Source organism: Coleofasciculus sp. H7-1 (assembly GCF_057473865.1).
In genome coordinates, this window is the sequence record NZ_JBYCCT010000040.1 from 65080 (window position 1) to 81613 (window position 16534).

A 16534-nucleotide genomic window follows, 5' to 3' on the forward strand; every position below is an offset into this window, starting at 1 on the left:
ACAAAAGCCATGAACATCAAACGTCTTTCTTTAAATCTCAGTCTAGGTTTAGCTTTAGGTTCTTCTCTACTGTTTTCGGAAACAGCATTTGCCCAAACTCCCGGCTTCAATTCAGATGTCACTGGTCCGATTATGACGACTAGCGACTTTGTCAACGGAGCCTTTATACCCGACAGAGGTGGGCGGGGAAGACTCGCTTTCAGAACGGAGGCGATCGCCTCTGCTGTCAATCAGGCAGCAACCTCAGTCAACTCCCAGACTGCAAATAACAGCTTAGGGAACGTTTTGACGGGGACTGGAAATGTTGCTGCTAGCGCTAGCCAGCTGGAAAGCGGTCTGGTGAATGCTACTGAAGGCATTAATCCGACCCTGGCTCGTAACGTGGTTGCCAATTTGCAAGGGCTAACCGCAAATGGTAGAGTCGATGCGGTTAGGCTGGCGGCAGCAGTTGAAGCCTACAATGCTCTCATCAACTCCAGTAGTGGTGTGTTATTAAGCGATCCTCCCGATGAGCTGCTGGCGATTCAATCCGTCCTAGCTGCATTGCTAAATGCGGCTTTTGGAGCAGGTTAATGGTACCTGCAAGTTTTGATGTCAGTTAATAAGGCTCTGTGGGGTTGAGCGCTGCTACTATCAATCCCTACAGGGTTTTTTGGGATGAAATCGCTCAGCGGACTGAAAACTCGATCTAAGTGTAGGTGAAACAAACTCTGTCAGCACAAAAGCTGCTCAATTCTTGGAAAAAGCTGACCAGTGGCTCAATCAACCGCCAAATTTTTGGTGCAGCGGTTACAGTGGCGATGTGGACGGCTGTAGTGAAAGTGGCAAGCTTTGGTAAGGAATTTATTGTAGCTTGGAGGTTTGGAACTGGGGACGACCTTGATGCTTTTTTAATTGCCTTATTAATTCCCTCTTTTCTGATCAGTGTAGTGGCTGGCTCTTTTAATGCAGCTCTGATCCCTACATATATTAGGGTGCGCGAAAAAGAAGGAAAAGAAGCGGCTCAAAGGTTGTTTTCTGGGGTAATGGTTTGGAGTTTGGGGTTGCTGGCGATCGCTACTTTTTTAATGGTAGTAACTGCGCCGTTCTATCTACCATTAATTGCTAGAGGATTCAGCCCAGAAAAGTTAGATTTAACTTACCGCTTACTCTGGATAATTGCCCCTGTTCTGATGCTGAGTGGAATTCAAGTTATCTGGGGTGCAGTACTGAATGCGGGAGAGCGGTTTGCATTAGCCGCTCTCACGCCGATTATCACTCCGACCTGTAGTGCAATACTGTTACTGACGTGCCGCTCTTGGGGTATCTTTGCCTTAGCAACTGGGTTAGTCTGCGGTGCATTATTGGAAATGCTGCTTTTGGGAGCCTCCTTGAAGCGGCAAGGCATCTCATTGCGCCCCAGCTGGTACGGATTTGATTCTCACTTGCGTCTGGTAGCTGGTCAGTATGCTCCCATGATTGCTGGAGCTTGTTTAATGAGCAGCACTACTTTGGTAGATCAATCAATGGCGGCGATGTTATCACCCGGAAGTGTCGCTGCGTTGAACTATGGCAATAAAGTAATTGCATTTCCAATTGGGCTAATGGCTACAGGATTGGGAACTGCTGTGATTCCCTATTGTTCAAAAATGGTTGCCTGTGAAGATTGGGCAGGAGTGCGCTATACACTTCAGCGTTTTCTTTTTTTAATTTTTCTGGTAACAGTACCCTTAACAGGGTTTTTATTCCTGTTTTCTGAAAGTATCATCCAAGTGTTGTTTCAAAGAGGTTCATTTACAAATGAAGCCACTCGCTTAGTAGCCCAAATACAAGCTTTTTATGCCTTACAAATACCTTTTTATATTGCGGGCATTTTGATTGTGCGGTTAATTTCATCAATTCAGCTTAATCAGATACTGATGTGGACGGCTGTGTTTAATTTAATAATTAACATTAGCTTGAATTACTTGTTTACAAAGTATATGGGCGTCTCAGGTATTGCCTTATCTACTTCCATTGTTATCTGTTTTTCCTTTTGTTACTCGACCTACTGTTTATTGAAGGTGAAAAAAATTACGCACAAACTTATATGAAGTTACTAACACTTTTTCGGCTCTTATATAAGAAGTTCTTTTCTAAACAAGAAAGTATCTATGCCAGCTTTGTTCTCGCTGAGAAGCTAGCATCTTTATGGTATCCAAAATTTACTGTCAGTGAGCATGGGAAGATATGGCTTGAAGATAAAGAATTTTTCAATTTTTACGATAAATATGTAGGGAAAAGCTACCGTTCTGCTGATAGAAAATTTTTTATTACATCTTTGTTATCGCTCGTTGATGAATTGCCGGGTGACACGGCTGAGTGTGGTGTCTTTAACGGTGCTTCATCTTGGCTAATTTGTAATAAATTTAAAAATACTAACAAGGTACATCATGCTTTTGACTCGTTTGAAGGCTTATCTTTACCTTTGGACATAGATGGAGTGTATTGGCAGGCAGGTGATTTGAAAGCCACTGAAGATATAGCTAAAAGAAATCTTGCCGAGTATAAAGATAAAATAAAAATCTATAAAGGATGGATACCAGAAACATTTAAGAATGTCTCAAGTGAAAAATTTTGTTTTGTTCATATAGATGTTGACCTTTATCAACCTACCTTTGATTCCCTTTGTTTTTTCTATCCCAAAATGGTAACTGGTGGACTAATCTTGTGTGATGACTACGGATTTATAACCTGTCCAGGCGCAAAAAAAGCATTTGATGAGTTTATGAAAGATAAGACAGAAAAAATTATTAATGTTCCAAGTGGTCAAGCTTTTGTCATCAAAAAATAATTGTACTGGATACAGCAATGCTTCAGTAAAATAAAAAAATGCAACAGGACAAAATATGGGATTATTTTCAGGTGAAATCCGCTGACATATTTTTGCAGTCAGCTCCAAGGTTAAACTATCTTTTTCGCCAAGTTTTGGCAATTTATAGTCACACCAAGCCAAGAGTGTTGAATATAGGAGTTGGCAACGGCTGGCTTGAACAGAAATGTATGGAACAAGGCTGGGAAACCTATGCTTTAGACCCAAGTGCAACAACTATTGCCAAACTGGAGCAAAGGGGTATTGAAGGAAAGGTAGGTTATATAGAACAGATTCCCTATGAGGACAATTTTTTTGATGTTGTCTTTTGTTCTGAGGTCATAGAACATCTATCGGATGAACAAATACAGCAAGGCTTGCATGAGATAGAACGGATATTGAAAAATTCTGGGTTATTGATTGGGACTGTTCCATTTAAGGAAAACCTTTCTAACAGCCAAGTCGTATGTCCTGATTGTGGACATATTTTTCACAAATGGGGACATCAACAGTCTTTTAATACTCATAGTTTAGCGACTATATTTTCAGGTAATCTGAAGGTGGAAAAACTTAAAGTAATTTATTTTGTTAGTTTGTCATCATTGAATTGGAAGGGTGTTATAAATGCCTTGTTCAAGAAGTGCTTATCACTAATTGGATTACATGGAAGCAACGAAAATATATTTTTTATAAGTAAGAAATTTGTATGAGTGTTATCGGTGATATTTATTCTAACCTATATAAAAAGCTTTGTGGAACCCATCCGCATATACGATTTTGGCATTTTCAATGGTTGGCAGTAAAAGACCTTTATTCAGATATCAAGCGTATATTACCGACTGTTGAAGGGCGCTTGCTCGATGTTGGCTGCGGTGATAAACCTTACAGCACTTGGATAAATTTAGAGAAAGTCAAACATATCGGCATTGATATTTATCCCGGTTCTAAGGTTGATATTGTCATCAACGCTGATGAAGAATGGCTTTTAGAAACATCTTCTTTTGATGCCATTTTATGCACTCAGATTTTAGAACACACCGCCAACTTAGGTAATACTATTGAGGAGATTAGCCGTGTTTTAAAACCGGGCGGTGTACTAATACTAACTGCACCTTTTATCTATAACCAGCATGGGGAACCAGATGATTATCGGCGGTTTTCAGTATATGGACTTAAAAAATTAATCGAGCAAGATTATGAAGTTATGGAAGCAAAACATCAGGGTGGTATTGGTAGCACGGTTGGGACGCTAGTTTTAAATTGGCTCGAAACGCAAATGAACTTGTACAAATACAGCCGTATATTAAAAGGCGTAATTCTCCCGCTTTGGATAGTTTTTTGTATGGTCGTTAACTTAAGCGGTTTGTTGATAGACTATAGCGATCGCACTCAGGCATTTTATAGTAATGCTTTAATAGTTGCTAAAAAGAAATGCGGTTAACGTTAGTAATTTCTTCTCTATTCGCTGGCGGTGCTGAAAGGGTGATGTCAGTCATGGCTAACTACTGGGCAGCTAAGGGATGGAAAATTACTTTGTTGACTTTCGATGATGGCAAAGTACCTCCGTTTTATGACCTAGATTGCCATGTTCATCATATTCGTTTGGGTATAGCTAGAGAGTCGCCAAGCTTGCTCGTTGGTATCTGGAATAACCTGAAACGCATTCAAGTTCTACGAGCCGCCATTGCTGATAGTCAGCCCGATGCTGTAATTAGCTTTATAGATAAAAATAACATACTCACCCTACTGGCGACGCGCGGGTTAGACATCCCAGTAGTAGTATCTGAGCGCATTCACCCAGGAATGTACTCTATTGGTGGGGTATGGGAGTTATTGCGTCAGTGTATTTATCCCAAAGCCAATCGAGTTGTTGCGGTAACTACGAGAGCGTTGAGTTATTTTTCTGCCCAGATACAATCTCGCTCGTATGTTATCCCTAACCCAGTTATATTTATCAATACAAACCAAACAGAGTCAGCAAAATTGATAACTAAACCATCCCTAATTGCTGTTGGACGGCTAGACTCTCAGAAGGGTTTTGACTTACTGCTACAAGCTTTTGCACAGCTAAAAGTCTGCTACCCTGATTGGACATTGACAATATTAGGAGAAGGGGCATTACGCACGGAATTAGAAGCTTTGCGGGATCAGCTTGGTTTGTCTAACCGGGTTCATCTACCTGGACGGGTGAAAAACATTTATGAATTTCTGAAGCAGGCGGATATTTTCGTTATGTCTTCCCGGTTTGAGGGATTTCCTAACGCTCTGTGCGAAGCAATGGCTTGTGGGCTACCCGTCATTTCTACAGACTGTCCCAGTGGACCAAGAGAGATTATTCGTGATGGCATAGATGGTATCTTAGTAAAAAATGAAGATGTAGATGCTTTAGCTGCGGCAATGGAGCGTCTCATGTCTGATGAAGCAGAGCGCCAACGCCTAGCTAGTCGTGCGAAAGAGGTGACAGAGCGATTTAGCTTGGATAAAGTAATGGAAATGTGGGAAAACTTGGTAAATCAAGTTGTCAAGGAGAAGTCATGACAAGCACTTTTGAACAGGAAGTTAAGCAGGGCGATCGCTTTCAATTTGGCAAAAACTGGCAGCGCTTTTTATCAGTTCTCAATGACGAGCGCATTGCAGAAGCACAAAAGTCGCTCAAACAGATGCTGCAAGTAGAAGATTTACAAGGTAAAACCTTTCTTGATATTGGCTCTGGTAGCGGTTTATTTTCTCTTGCGGCTCGTCATTTAGGAGCTAAAGTGCATTCTTTTGATTACGATCCTGATTCAGTCGCTTGTACGCAAGAACTCAAACGCCGCTATTTTCCTGATGATAATAATTGGATTATTGAACGAGGTTCAGTTCTAGACGCAGATTACTTAAAGTCTGTAGGTCAGTTTGATATTGTTTATTCATGGGGTGTGCTTCACCATACTGGAGCTATGTGGCAAGCCCTAGAAAATGCTACTTTGCCTGTTGCAGAGGGGGGTAGGTTGTTTATTGCTATCTATAACGAGCAGGGTAGTAAATCTAATCGGTGGCGCAGAATCAAGCAAGTTTACTGCTCAGGAATAGCAGGCAAAACTCTAGTTTCTACTTTCTTCATTCCCTATTTTATCTTAGGTGGGTTAGCTGTAGATATACTCAAGGCTCGAAATCCAATAGCTCGATATACCGAGTACAAAAAATCCAGGGGTATGTCTAGAGTTTATGATTGGTTTGATTGGTTAGGCGGCTATCCCTTTGAAGTCGCCAAACCAGAAGATATCTTTAAGTTTTATCGGGATAAGAATTTTGTGCTAGAAAACCTTATCACTTGTGGAGGTGGCTTAGGCAACAATCAATTTGTCTTTAAAAAGCAATGAGTGAAATTGCCTTCCTAATTCGTTCGCTAAATTACGGCGGTGCTGAAAGACAATTAATAACCCTCCTAAAAGCCCTTGACAAGAAAAAATTTAATATAACAGTTTTATACTTTTACTCTGGTGGGACGTTAGAAAAAGACCTGCAAGATAGCGGGATACAGTTGATTTCTTTAGAGAAGCGCGATCGCTGGGATATTGTTGGTTTTTTGTGGCGTCTTGTCCTTCATCTAAAGCGTATAAATCCTAACGTATTGCATGGATTTATGGGTACATCAAATTTACTGACTATCTTCCTAAAGATTTTTTTTCCGTCAACTAGGATGCTTTGGGGAGTTAGAGCATCCAATGTTGATTTAAGCCGCTATGACTGGTTAGTCCGTCTTATATTCAAACTAGAGTGGTTATTGTCTCGTTTTGCCGACCTAATTGTTGTCAACTCTCATGCTGGTCAAGCTTATCATCTAGCGCATGGTTTCCCCGCTGATAAGATGGTAGTAATTCCCAATGGTATCGATACAGAACGCTTTAAACCAGACAAGGAAGCAAGGGCAAGGGTGCGGGTAGAATGGGATATATCTGAAGACACGATATTAATTGGATTAGTGGGACGGATAGACCCTATGAAAGACCATCCTACCTTTCTCAAGGCAGCTGCACTTCTATGTAAAGAGCGGGAAAATGTACGCTTTGTCTGCGTGGGTAGCGGGTTGGAGAGTTATGCTAATGAGTTGTATCGGTTATCTGAAGAGTTAGGTATCTCTAACAAAATTATCTGGGCAGGAGCGCGTACGGATATGCCTGCGGTTCATAATAGCCTAGATATTGCTGTTTCTTCTTCTTACACCGAGGGATTTCCTAATGTGATTGGAGAAGCGATGGCGTGTGGAGTCCCCTGTGTTGTGACAGATGTAGGAGATTCAGCCTGGATTGTAGGTGATACTGGGGTAGTAGTGGGGAAGCAAAACCCAGAAGCTCTTGCTCTAGGGTGGGTAGCTTGTTTAGAAAGGGAGAGGAGTGTCCTGGGGTTAAAAGCGCGATCGCGCATTGTCGAGAATTTCAGTGTAAAGCAGCTAGTTGAACAAACAGAGGAAGTGCTGTGGCTGAAGGTTTAACCAGCGATTTGCTCTGGGCTACTTTTTGTATTGGATTATTATGCTTCTGGATTGCTAGTCGAAATATTTCAATTTTTACAGCCTTTTATGTAGCCCTTGTCAAAGTTTTAATTCCGCTGGTTTATTTTGCTTTTTTCTTTGATGGTACTTGGATCTTTCTGGATGACATAACTTATCAATCCCAGGGAACCAAAATGCTGCAATTGGGATATAACCCGATTACAGCATTAGTCAATCCAGATGGTCTGTTGAATCTGAGGTCTCTATCGGGAGGGAGACACATCCTCTATGGGTGGTGGAATATACTCGGTCAGTATTTATTTGGTAAGCATTACTACTCTCCAGTATTTCTTAACGTTTCTCTTACTTTTATTAGTGGATATTTTCTGTTTCGTATAGCTGATCTGAGTGGTTTTAGCCGTAAGTATGCTAAGGGGCTGCTTCTGTTTTCTTTATTTCACTGGGAAATAGTAGCATGGTCATCCTTTCTGAATTTAAAAGATCCTCTTATTATGACTTTTACTATAATAGCGATTTACTTAATTTTAAGATTATCAAAACAGCTTAAATTTTATGATTTATTGGGTTTGGGAGGAATAGTTTTTATCTTTTTCGGGATTAGATTTTATGTTCCTGCCGTCATGATGATAGCTATCGTAATTTGGATTTCTCTTTTTCAGAAGGGCTGGCGGAGATATATTTTACTTGCTTTAGCAGCCATTGGTAGCATTTTTGTATTATTTTTTTTAGGGTTAGAAGATACTCTATATAATTTAAATCGCCTCGATTGGAATTGGACAACCATTTTCCTAGGAGTAATCAGGATGGCACTAACGCCTCAACCTTGGTCAATTGAGCCAGCATATACTTTCCTATTTTTTCCATCTATCCTTCATTGGGTATTATTTCTCCCTGCTATCTCGGGTGGATGGATGCTTTGGCGGCGTTCAAGGGAAGTTAAATTGCTGTTGATATACCTTGCCCTAACCCTTTTGCTTTATGGAGCTTTTTATGAGCTACAAGGCCCTCGTCAGCGGCTTCAGATAACTCCTATCATTGCTTGGGCACAGTTTCACTTCTTGTGGGTGATTTTAAAAATTCAGCACGTTCGCAATCCGTTAAAAACACATCTGATATAGCTAATATTACAAAACTAGATGAAGTTGTTGTTTATTATCACTGGGCTTTCAACTGGTGGGGCTGAAATGATGCTCTACAATCTGTTATCTCACATAAATCGAGACCAGTTTGAGCCTGTTGTCATTTCTCTAATGAAGCGAGGAACCTTAAACGCTTGCATCGAATCGTTAGGCATCCCAGTTTACACGATTAATATGAAACCAGGAATACCAACCTTAGCCTCTATTTGGCGGTTGGTTAGTATTGTGCGAGAACTCAATCCTGACTTGATCCAAGGCTGGATGTATCATGGCAACTTAGCAGCACAGTTAGCTGGTACTGTTGCTCCTCAGCCCGTACCTGTAATCTGGAATATTCGCCACTCCCTGCACTCATTGGACAGTGAGAAAGCAGGTACAGCAGCCATCATTAAACTATTAGCTAAACTTTCTAGTTATCCCGCACAAATTCTGTATAACTCTAAAACTAGCACAATCCACCATGAGGAGCTTGGCTACAAAGCTGACAAAACTAAAATAATTCCTAATGGCTTTGATCCAGATTTATTTACCCCCTCAACAGAAGCTAGAAATAGCTTGCGAACTGAACTAGGCATTGCAGAGAATATATTTCTCATCGGTTTAATGGGGCGCTATCACGCTGTTAAAGATCACGCAACTTTTTTGAAAGCAGCTGCAACTCTACTAGAAACATACTCAGATATACATTTTGTTCTTGCAGGTAGGGAAATCAGTCGAGACAATATAGCCCTACAGGATTTTATCGAAACATGGGGGTTGACAGAGCGAATCCACTTGTTAGGAGAACGCCCTGATATGCCACAGATTACAGCAGCTTTGGATATTGCTTCCTCTTCTTCTTACAGCGAAGCTTTTCCAAATGTAATTGGTGAAGCTATGTCCTGCGGTGTACCTTGCGTGGTTACAGATGTGGGAGACTCAGCCTGGATTGTGGGCGATACAGGGCGGGTTATACCTCCACGAGATCCGCAAGCACTCGCCAATGCCTGGAAAGAGTTAATCGATCTGGGGTCAATGGGTAGAGAAAGGCTAGGGCATCTGGCACGGACAAGAATCATCGAACACTTTTCTTTAGACTCTGTTGTGGCACAGTACGAGGCGTTGTATGAGAGTCTACTTACTTGGCAACTCAACAGAAGGAATTAGGGTGAATGTGCGGTATTACAGGTTTTTGGGACATATCCAGACAAAAAAGCGCATTGGAAATGCAGGCGATCGCTCAAAAAATGTCAAATACCCTACTCCATCGAGGGCCAGATGACGCCGGAGTGTGGGTGGATGCCTCATCTGGCATTGCTTTCGGGCATCGGCGGCTGGCAATTGTAGACCTCTCCCCAGAAGGACATCAGCCGATGCTGTCTGCCAATGGGCGCTATGTAATTGTATTCAACGGCGAGATTTATAACTTTTTAGACTTGCGGCGAGAACTCGAACGGCTAGGACATCGGTTTCGAGGTGGTTCCGACACAGAAGTGATGCTGGCTGCTTTTAGCGAGTGGGGTTTGCAGCCAGCCGTCCAACAATTTAATGGTATGTTTGCCTTTGCCCTGTGGGACTGTCAAGAAAGAATTTTGCACTTGTGCCGAGACAGGCTAGGCGAAAAACCTCTATATTACGGCTGGATGGGCAAAACTTTCTTATTCGGTTCCGAATTAAAATCTCTCAAAGCTTATCCCCATTTTCAAGCTGAAATTAACCGCGATGCCTTAGCGCTATTTCTGCGGCACAACTACATCCCCACACCCTATTCTATCTACCAAGGCATCTACAAATTACCCCCCGCTACAGTCCTAACCTGGAATGGTCTTGAAACTCGCTCTTCTCCAATACCATATTGGTCTGCCAAGCAAGTCGCTGAATCAGGTGTCACCAGCCCTTTCGCGGGTTCAGAGGCGGAAGCAGCACAACAGCTAGAGGCGTTGTTACAGGAAGCCGTCAAGCTACGAATGGTGGCAGATGTCCCCTTGGGCGCTTTCCTCTCAGGCGGCATCGACTCCTCGACTGTCGTAGCCATGATGCAGCGAGTCTCAAGCCAACCCGTGAAAACATTTACCATCGGTTTTTATGAAGACGCTTTCAATGAAGCAGCTTATGCCAAGGCTGTTGCCCAACATCTAGGCACAGACCACACAGAACTGTATGTGACACCGGAGGAAGCACTAGCAGTTATCCCCAAGCTACCAAGTTTGTACGATGAACCATTCTCTGACTCATCCCAGATTCCTACCTTCCTCGTCTCTCAACTTGCCAGAGGGCAAGTGAGTGTTGCGCTTTCCGGGGATGGCGGGGATGAACTCTTTGCTGGCTACAATCGCTATTTTCGGGCTAGTAAGATTTGGCAGCAAATCGGCTGGATACCCACCACCTTGCGGCAGGTTGCAGCAGATGCATTGACTAAGTTATCCCCCGATAAGTGGAACCAAGCTTTTTGTCATATTGATAGTCTGCTACCCGCGCAACTACAGCATCCGAACCCAGGCGACAAACTCCACAAGCTAGCTGAAATATTGGCAATGCCGAACCCTGATGCTATGTACAGGAGTTTTGTTTCCCACTGGAAAAACCCAGAAGCTTTGGTAATAGGTAGCCGCGAACCACCGACAGTATTGAGCGATGCCTACGGTTCGGACTCTGTCCTACGTCAACACTGGACGCATCTACCATCATTTATTCAACGCATGATGTACCTCGATACTGTCAGCTATCTTCCGGACGATATTCTTGTCAAGGTAGACAGGGCTAGTATGGGAGTGGCTTTAGAAGCTCGCGTGCCACTATTAGATCATCGCCTTGTCGAGTTTGCCCTGCGCCTGCCACTTTCCATGAAAATCAACAATAGTGGGGGTAAATGGCTGTTACGAGAAATATTGTGTAAATATGTGCCTCGAAACTTGATCGAGCGTCCTAAAATGGGTTTTGGCGTTCCGATCGATCGCTGGTTGCGTGGTTCTTTGCGAGATTGGGCAGAGGAATTGCTTTCTTCAGAGCGATTGCAGCAGGAGGGTTATTTCAATCCTCAACCCATTCGTCAGAAATGGAAAGAGCATCTTGCGGGCGATCGCAATTGGCAATACTATCTGTGGGATGTCCTCATGTTCCAAGCCTGGTTAGATGCCTGACACTCTTTATCTCCATTCATTATCAAAAATTGATAGATGCAAGTCAGTAATTGATCCAGTTACTGTGCTACCAAAAAATCAACTATTGGAGGTTATAAATGTCTAATCTAGTTAGACCACTCCGCAAAATTCTGTTATTGGAAATCAATGAAGTTCCGTGGCAGCTTATCGATAGATTCAAAACTGACCCCCGCTTTCCCCATATCAGAAAGTTTTTTGACAACGCCAAAACTTACACTACGTTAGCAGTTGATAGCGGTGAACTTTCCCCTTGGGTTACTTGGCCTTCGTTTTATCGGGGTATGAGTAATCAAGAGCATGGAATCAAAAATTTAGGGCAAGATCCCCGTACTTTCAAAGGTAAGCCACTCTGGGAGGACTTTCGCGAACTTGGTCTGAGTATTGGTATCTGTGGTTCTTTACAAAGTTGGCCTCCTAGCGATCCAGGTGAGGGTGGCTTCTACATTCCCGATACTTTTGCTCACGACGAGAGGTGTATTCCCAGATATATTGAGCCTTTCCAAAAATTTAACCTGGGGCAAGTTGCCAAAAACGGTCTTGTCATCAAAAAAGATAGACTGATTTCTAAAGATTTATCAGGTTTATTAGCCTCTCTACCTAAACTTGGTATTTCCAGGAGTACCATCATACAAATCGCCAAGCAGCTTTGGCTGGAATGGCTCGATCCGCCGCGTGTTGCACGTCGGTCAACTTTTCAGACTCTGCTTTTGTGGGATATATTCAAGTCACTGTATAACCAGAAAAACCCGCCAGCCTTCTCTACATTTTTCACAAATCATGTGGCTAGTGTAATGCACCGCTACTGGCACCATATTTTTCCTGAAGAATTTGGCGATCGCTACGTCACTCAACCTAAGCTCCATGCGGCTACCATGATTTTCGCTCTTGAAATACTTGACAAAATACTGGCTGATGCCATGCAATTTTGCCAGGTAAATCCAGAAATAACTTTAGTATTTGCCACCAGTATGGGGCAAGCCGCAATTCACCGGGATGAATATCAAGGGTTTTCATCGGCAATTTCAGATATTCCCAAATTTATGGGTGTATTTGGCTTACGAAAAACAGATTACAAGCAACTTCTGGCAATGGTGCCGCAGATTGCTGTAGAAATTCCTGACCCAGAAGTAAGATGCTGCCTCATTCAAAAGTTGAATAACTGTTACTCTGTAAGTGGGAAGCCACTATTTAAGGTAGAAGAAATCAGTAGTAGCCTTAGTATTACTATTGGAACACCTCCTGCTTTAGACATTAAGTTAAAGAAATTTATTTATAAAAATAAAAATGGAGAAGGTATTAATTTTAGTTGGGAATCAGCAGGGATTACAATGCATCAAGTTGAGCCGGGCACAGCTTACCATAGACCAGAAGGTATAATGGCGGTATTCGGTTGTGGAATTATACCACAGGACTCACGAGAAGTAATGAAGGCTTCATCGTGTAAATCTCTACTACTTAAACTTGCCTTTGAAGCTACTGAGGTGAAATGAAAAGTGCGTATACCCTCTCATGAAGCAAGAGCAATGCTTGAAAGCTAAAAGGGATGATTGATTGCAGGCTATAGGCATCAAGCTTAATACGCTAAGTGAGGCGTGCATCAAATGTGTTGTAGCTTGGTATCAGAATGACTAGCAAATTAAAATATTTCAAGACGTGGAATAGAAATTAGTTGGTGATATCAGGGTGGGATAAACGGTGTGAAAATTAAACATTGCCTCAAATTTTTCTGAATCGCTAATACGGATTGGTACCTTTACAATTATGGAATTTGCTTAGTGCCTGCCACTGACAATGAAAATCAAAAAGAGTTAGGGTACATAACTTTTGCCGCAAGTTTTATGTAAGTATATGCCTCAGAACTTGGTTGAGAGACCCAAAATGGACTTTGGTATTTCGATTAAATGCTGGTTGCCGGAGTTCTGTGTGCCACTGGGCAGAAGCATTGCTTTGTGAATAGCGATCGCAGCATTGGGGTTGTTTCAATCCTCAACCCATTGCTCAGAAAGAGAGGAAGCATCTTTCGGGCGATCGCATCTGGCAATACGATCTATGGGCTGTCCTAATGTTCCAGCTATGGTTGGATGACTAAAGGCAGACCGACCTGTCGGTTCTAAACATCAAAGAGAAGCAAGTATCATGAGCGATCGCAAAGCGTTTAGGCAAACAAATCGCATTGCAGTTATCGGTCTTGGTTATGTTGGTCTACCAGTTGCCTTGGCATTTGCTGAAAAGTTTCCAGGCACAATTGGCTTTGACATCAATGTAGATAAAGTCAATACTCTCAAAGAGGGAGTCGATCCTTCCCGTCAAATCTCGAATGAAAACTTAAAAGCTTCCAATCTCCAGATCACCACTGCGATCGCCAACCTAGCTGAAGCAAATTTTTTTGTAGTCGCTGTACCAACGCCAATCGATCGCAACCACCGACCGGACTTAACGTGCCTGATCCAAGCTTCTGAAACGATAGGCAAAGTTTTAAAACCGGGAGCTGTAATAGTATATGAATCTACGGTATATCCGGGAGTAACAGAAGATATTTGCGGGCCGGTCTTAGCTAAAGTATCAGGTTTACAGCAGGGAATTGATTTTAAATTGGGTTATTCGCCAGAACGCATTAATCCAGGCGATCGCGTTCACACCCTAGAAAAGCTCGTCAAAGTTGTAGCTGGGGAAGATGGGGAAACCCTAGAACGAATTGCCAGAGTCTACAGTAGCATAATTGACGCCGGGGTTTATCGCGCTCCCTCGATTAAAATTGCCGAAGCAGCCAAAGTTATTGAGAACACCCAGCGAGACTTGAACATTGCCTTAATGAACGAGTTAGCCTTAATATGCGATCGCCTGGGCATCCGCACAGAGGATGTTTTGGCAACAGCTAGGACGAAATGGAATTTTTTGCCCTTCACGCCAGGACTCGTCGGTGGTCACTGTATTGGCGTCGATCCTTATTACCTAACTACTAAAGCAGAAGAACTGGGTTATCATCCCCAAGTCATCTTAGCTGGTCGCCGCATCAACGACAGCATGGGTACATACCTAGCACAGCGTTTAGTCAAGCTTTTAGTTGAGGCTAATTTGCCCATTAAGGGGTCGCGGATTGGCATTTTAGGGCTAACATTTAAGGAAAATGTGCCAGATTTGCGGAATAGCCGAGTACCAGATATTGTGGCAGAGCTGCAACAATTTGGTGTAGAGCCACTCGTACATGACCCCTTGGTTGATCCCTATGAAGCGCAGCGAGAATATAACATTGAGCTTGTCCCTTGGCAAGCCTTGTCCGATCTGGAGGGACTTATACTTGCTGTCAGTCATCAAGTTTACCTAGACATACCCCGCGCTCAACTACTCGCTTGTCTGCGCTCAGGTGGAGTATTAATGGATGTCAAATCCGTTCTTGACCCTGCTACATTACCATCGACTATCCATTATTGGAGTCTTTAGAGTATGTCTGTAACGCGCTGATTATCTTGTAGTGGCGAAGCACTCAACCAGGAATGAATCGATAGAACCCTGTTTTTTCCTACGACTGCTAGCTCTTAAGAGAGCCGCTACCAACAGCGCACCTAAGCTGGATGAGTTGACTTCATACAAACTTTTTTAGTATCGGCTTTACTACCAAGATTATATATTTCCATACCTGCATATAAACTAATTGATAAAACTGGGGTGAGATAAGTTGTGTGGAAAACAAAAATCGCCTGAAAATTTTGCTAGTTGCTAATACGGGCTGGTATCTTTATAACTTCCGTCTGCCTCTAGCTAGATTTCTGCGCCTTCAGGGAATCGAAGTCGTTTTAGTTTCCCCTTGGGATGCCTACGTTGAAAGGCTACAAGCAGAAGGGTTTCGTTGGATTCAACTGCGGCTGAGTCGGCGGAGTGTCAACCCTTTAGTAGAACTCTTGACCATTGCTCACTTAACATACATTTACTTTCGCGAGAAGCCATCCGCTGTCCATCACTTCACAATTAAGTGCGTTCTGTACGGAACGATTGGTGCGAAGCTAAGTGGAACGAGAGCAGTTGTGGATGCTGTAACCGGATTGGGCTACATCTTTATTAGCACCGAATGGAAGGCTCGGATTTTACAACCTATTATCCGGTTTCTGTATCGGCAGATATTGACTGCCCGTAGGGTGCGGGTTGTGTTCCAGAATATGGATGACCTGCAAGCTTTTGCAGACCGAAAGCTGATCGTTCCAGACCGGACGGTACTAATCAGAAGCTCTGGTGTTGACTTAAAGCGCTTTTCACCACGTCCCAGTCATCCCGATACTCCACCTGCTCCGGTTGTGCTGTTCGCCGCTAGGCTGCTAGTTGATAAAGGCCTGATTGAATACGTTGAAGCTGCCCGCATCCTCAAGACAAAAGGAGTCCGCGCGACGTTTCAAATAGCAGGTGTCCCAGACCCCGGAAATCCATCTTCAATCTCTGAGACGACCTTGGAGCGGTGGCGCAGGGAGGGAGCGGTTGACCTTCTAGGGTATGCAGAGAAGGTGGAAAACCTGATCGCCTTATCAACCGTTGTTGTGCTTCCTTCCTACCGGGAAGGTGTGCCTCGGATTTTACTAGAAGCAGCTGCGATGGGTAAACCACTGGTAGCAACGGATGTCCCCGGCTGTCGAGAGGTGGTTATTCCTGGCAAAAATGGCTTTCTAGTTCCAGTAAAAAATGCTCGGCTGCTGGCTAATGCCATTGAGGTACTCCTGAAAGATCCAGACCTGTGCAAAGCGATGGGGGACGCCGGGAGAGAGAAGGTGTTGCGTGAGTTTGATGACCAGGATGTGGTAAGAAGGACGGCAAAAGTCTACGAAGTAATAGGAGTAATGCTATCAAGTGACATGGCAGCAACTGAGCAATAGCGATTAATTTTTACTTCTTGGAATTGGTTGAGCAGTAGTTGGTAACGGTAGCCTCACTCACCCGCAGCAAA

15 protein-coding genes are annotated in these 16534 nt (G+C 43.1%); all 15 read left to right on the plus strand.

Translation table 11 applies throughout. The annotated features are described in order from the left end of the window. Positions 1-9 precede the first annotated feature (9 nt). The 15 genes from AC2VDX_RS10685 (at position 10) to AC2VDX_RS10755 (ending at position 16463) form a co-directional block, all read left to right on the plus strand. On the plus strand, positions 10-573 hold the full coding sequence (locus tag AC2VDX_RS10685) for a hypothetical protein (protein ID WP_378179868.1): 564 nt from the start codon (positions 10-12) through the stop codon (positions 571-573). 125 nt (positions 574-698) lie between these two features. Beyond that, positions 699-2072, plus strand: coding sequence for a murein biosynthesis integral membrane protein MurJ (gene murJ / locus AC2VDX_RS10690; RefSeq protein ID WP_378179865.1), 1374 nt, complete (start codon positions 699-701; stop codon positions 2070-2072). Continuing rightward, positions 2069-2812: a TylF/MycF/NovP-related O-methyltransferase gene (locus AC2VDX_RS10695; RefSeq protein ID WP_378179862.1), complete on the plus strand. Its 744-nt coding sequence runs from the start codon at positions 2069-2071 to the stop codon at positions 2810-2812. Before murJ ends, AC2VDX_RS10695 begins: the two co-directional genes overlap by 4 nt. A gap of 38 nt (positions 2813-2850) precedes the next feature. Continuing rightward, a complete protein-coding gene (locus AC2VDX_RS10700) occupies positions 2851-3540 on the plus strand; it encodes a class I SAM-dependent methyltransferase (protein WP_378179859.1) in 690 nt (229 codons plus the stop codon). Continuing rightward, entirely contained in the window at positions 3537-4271 is a 735-nt protein-coding gene (locus AC2VDX_RS10705) for a class I SAM-dependent methyltransferase (protein WP_378179856.1), read from the plus strand. The genes AC2VDX_RS10700 and AC2VDX_RS10705 overlap by 4 nt, the downstream gene beginning before the upstream one ends. Continuing rightward, a complete protein-coding gene (locus tag AC2VDX_RS10710; protein WP_378179853.1) occupies positions 4262-5368 on the plus strand; it encodes a glycosyltransferase family 4 protein in 1107 nt (368 codons plus the stop codon). Before AC2VDX_RS10705 ends, AC2VDX_RS10710 begins: the two co-directional genes overlap by 10 nt. Next, on the plus strand, positions 5365-6192 hold the full coding sequence (locus tag AC2VDX_RS10715) for a class I SAM-dependent methyltransferase (protein ID WP_378179850.1): 828 nt from the start codon (positions 5365-5367) through the stop codon (positions 6190-6192). Before AC2VDX_RS10710 ends, AC2VDX_RS10715 begins: the two co-directional genes overlap by 4 nt. Further along, entirely contained in the window at positions 6189-7304 is a 1116-nt protein-coding gene (locus AC2VDX_RS10720) for a glycosyltransferase (RefSeq protein ID WP_378179847.1), read from the plus strand. The genes AC2VDX_RS10715 and AC2VDX_RS10720 overlap by 4 nt, the downstream gene beginning before the upstream one ends. After that, the gene (locus tag AC2VDX_RS10725; protein ID WP_378179845.1) at positions 7289-8443 is read left to right on the plus strand and encodes a hypothetical protein; all 1155 of its coding nucleotides are present in this window, start codon (positions 7289-7291) and stop codon (positions 8441-8443) included. Before AC2VDX_RS10720 ends, AC2VDX_RS10725 begins: the two co-directional genes overlap by 16 nt. An 18-nt stretch (positions 8444-8461) precedes the next feature. After that, positions 8462-9610, plus strand: coding sequence for a glycosyltransferase family 4 protein (locus AC2VDX_RS10730; protein WP_378179842.1), 1149 nt, complete (start codon positions 8462-8464; stop codon positions 9608-9610). 5 nt (positions 9611-9615) lie between these two features. Further along, positions 9616-11583: an asparagine synthase (glutamine-hydrolyzing) gene (gene asnB, locus AC2VDX_RS10735; protein WP_378179839.1), complete on the plus strand. Its 1968-nt coding sequence runs from the start codon at positions 9616-9618 to the stop codon at positions 11581-11583. A 98-nt stretch (positions 11584-11681) separates the two neighbouring features. Next, positions 11682-13094 carry a hypothetical protein gene (locus AC2VDX_RS10740; protein ID WP_378179836.1) on the plus strand — a complete coding sequence of 471 codons (1413 nt, stop codon included), beginning with the start codon at positions 11682-11684 and terminating at the stop codon, positions 13092-13094. 411 nt (positions 13095-13505) lie between these two features. After that, the gene (locus AC2VDX_RS10745; RefSeq protein WP_378179833.1) at positions 13506-13667 is read left to right on the plus strand and encodes a hypothetical protein; all 162 of its coding nucleotides are present in this window, start codon (positions 13506-13508) and stop codon (positions 13665-13667) included. Between the two features lie 73 nt (positions 13668-13740). Continuing rightward, entirely contained in the window at positions 13741-15045 is a 1305-nt protein-coding gene (locus tag AC2VDX_RS10750) for a nucleotide sugar dehydrogenase (RefSeq protein WP_378179830.1), read from the plus strand. A gap of 239 nt (positions 15046-15284) precedes the next feature. Next, positions 15285-16463 (plus strand): glycosyltransferase family 4 protein, encoded by a 1179-nt coding sequence (locus tag AC2VDX_RS10755; RefSeq protein ID WP_378179827.1) that lies wholly within the window; start codon positions 15285-15287, stop codon positions 16461-16463. Positions 16464-16534: the final 71 nt, after the last annotated feature.

Excerpts from the sequence above, each read along its gene's own strand:
- AC2VDX_RS10745 (WP_378179833.1), top strand. The coding sequence starts at position 13,506 with ATGCTGGTTGCCGGAGTTCTGTGTGCCACTGGGCAGAAGCATTGCTTT.
- AC2VDX_RS10730 (WP_378179842.1), top strand. The coding sequence starts at position 8,462 with ATGAAGTTGTTGTTTATTATCACTGGGCTTTCAACTGGTGGGGCTGAA.
- AC2VDX_RS10715 (WP_378179850.1), top strand. The coding sequence starts at position 5,365 with ATGACAAGCACTTTTGAACAGGAAGTTAAGCAGGGCGATCGCTTTCAA.
- AC2VDX_RS10685 (WP_378179868.1), top strand. The coding sequence starts at position 10 with ATGAACATCAAACGTCTTTCTTTAAATCTCAGTCTAGGTTTAGCTTTA.
- AC2VDX_RS10710 (WP_378179853.1), top strand. The coding sequence starts at position 4,262 with ATGCGGTTAACGTTAGTAATTTCTTCTCTATTCGCTGGCGGTGCTGAA.
- AC2VDX_RS10695 (WP_378179862.1), top strand. The coding sequence starts at position 2,069 with ATGAAGTTACTAACACTTTTTCGGCTCTTATATAAGAAGTTCTTTTCT.
- AC2VDX_RS10750 (WP_378179830.1), top strand. The coding sequence starts at position 13,741 with ATGAGCGATCGCAAAGCGTTTAGGCAAACAAATCGCATTGCAGTTATC.
- AC2VDX_RS10705 (WP_378179856.1), top strand. The coding sequence starts at position 3,537 with ATGAGTGTTATCGGTGATATTTATTCTAACCTATATAAAAAGCTTTGT.
- AC2VDX_RS10700 (WP_378179859.1), top strand. The coding sequence starts at position 2,851 with ATGCAACAGGACAAAATATGGGATTATTTTCAGGTGAAATCCGCTGAC.
- AC2VDX_RS10720 (WP_378179847.1), top strand. The coding sequence starts at position 6,189 with ATGAGTGAAATTGCCTTCCTAATTCGTTCGCTAAATTACGGCGGTGCT.
- asnB (WP_378179839.1), top strand. The coding sequence starts at position 9,616 with ATGTGCGGTATTACAGGTTTTTGGGACATATCCAGACAAAAAAGCGCA.
- AC2VDX_RS10740 (WP_378179836.1), top strand. The coding sequence starts at position 11,682 with ATGTCTAATCTAGTTAGACCACTCCGCAAAATTCTGTTATTGGAAATC.